The organism is Ovoidimarina sediminis, from assembly GCF_032586175.1.
Lineage (GTDB): Bacteria > Pseudomonadota > Alphaproteobacteria > Rhodobacterales > Rhodobacteraceae > Ovoidimarina > Ovoidimarina sediminis.
Map to the genome: position 1 here is coordinate 1 of NZ_JAWHTE010000066.1, position 1676 is coordinate 1676.

Consider the following 1676-nt stretch of genomic DNA (forward strand, 5'->3'; position numbering starts at 1 on the left):
TTGTAGACGGGGGTGTCGATCCCTTCCATCCGCGCCTTCAACTGGAGCGACAGGAACTGCGAGTAATGGCGGGACTGGTGGAGGTTGCCTCCATGGAACCAGAGTGCTTCCTGGCGGGTCGGCTTCCACATGTTGCGAAGCTCGCCTTCCCACGGCCCGGGATCCTTCGTCGTGCCGGACCCCAGGCCCCAGCACTTGCCCACCTTGTCGGCGACCTCCTGGCTGATGAGTTGCGCCGCCCAGCCGTTCATGGAGCCGTAGCCGGTGGCAAGCACCACGAGATCGGCGGGAAGTTCAGTGCCGTCCTCGAGCCGGATACCGTTTTCGGTAAACTCCTTCATTTGACCGTGGGCGAGTTTGATCTTTCCGTCGATGATAAGCTGAGAGGCGCCCACGTCGATGTAATAGCCTGAGCCCCGGCGCAGGTATTTCATGAAGAGGCCGGTGTCGTCGGGGCCGAAATCAAGCTGGAAGCCCGCGGCCGTGAGTTGATCGTAGAAGGTTTTGTCCTTCTCGCGGATCGCGTCGTAGAGCGGCTTCTGCCCGTCTGGGAAGATCGCATAGGGCACGGAAGCGAAGATCAGGTCGGCCTTGTCGGTGGTGATGCCGTTGGCGACAGCTTCTTCGGAGTAAAGCGGTCCCAAGCCCATTTCCATCAACGTATCGGAGCGGACCACATGGGTTGTCGAGCGCTGGACCATGGTGACGTCGGCGCCTGCTTCCCAGAGCGCCGCGCAGATGTCGTGGCTAGAATTGTTCGAGCCGACGACGACGACCTTTTTGCCAGTGTAGGCGTCGGGGCCGGGGTGCTGGCTGGAATGCTGGACCTCGCCATAGAACTTCTCGCGCCCTGGGAACTCCGGGATGTTGGGGACGCCCGACATGCCGGTGGCGAGAACGAGTTGCTTCGGCTCCAGAACCACTTCCTCGCCGTCACGGTCGATCACGACTTTCCAGGTCTTGGTGGCCTCGTCGAAGGTGGCGGACTTGCAGGTGGTGCGCGTCCAATAATTCAGCTCCATGATCTTGGTATAGGCCTCGAGCCAATCGCCGATCTTGTCTTTCGGTGCGAAGACCGGCCAGTGATCGGGGAAGGGCAGGTAGGGCAGGTGATCGTACCAGATCGGATCGTGCAGGCAGAGCGACTTGTAGCGCTTGCGCCAGCTGTCGCCGGGCCGGTCATTCTTTTCGACGATGATCGCGGGCACGCCGAGGCGGCGAAGGCGGGCGCCAAGCGCGATGCCGCCCTGGCCGCCACCGATGATCACGACGTAGGGCTGGGTGGTGTAGCCCAGTTCACGGGCCTCGCGTTCGCGCGCCTCGGCATAGGTTTCGCGGTTCTTGTCGGCGCCGTGTACGACGCCCGGCGCGCGGCGGGCGCCCGAGGGTTCCTCGTGCCCTTTGAGTTCCTGCGCGGTGGTGAGCACCGTGAAGGCCTTACCATCTTTCAGGCGAACGTGGCCGAGGCCGCGGGCGGCGTCGGTTTCAAAGGTGAACCAGGCTTCGGTGATGCCGTCGGCCTCGCTGGCGTCGCCGTGAATCGCGACGTTGCGCGGGTGTGTTGCGGAGAGCGTGTTTCGGGCGAGATCTGCAACGCCGTCACGGCCTTCGACTGTCGTGATGTTCCACGTGAGTGAGACAAGATCCCGCCAGTAGCAGGTGTCGCCAAAGAGCCC

At 63.0% G+C, this 1676-nt stretch carries 1 protein-coding gene; it reads right to left on the reverse strand.

What is annotated here, in order from left to right; translation table 11 throughout:
* On the reverse strand, positions 1–1676 hold a 1676-nt coding region (locus RXV90_RS25740; RefSeq protein ID WP_316653280.1), incomplete at both ends, for a flavin-containing monooxygenase.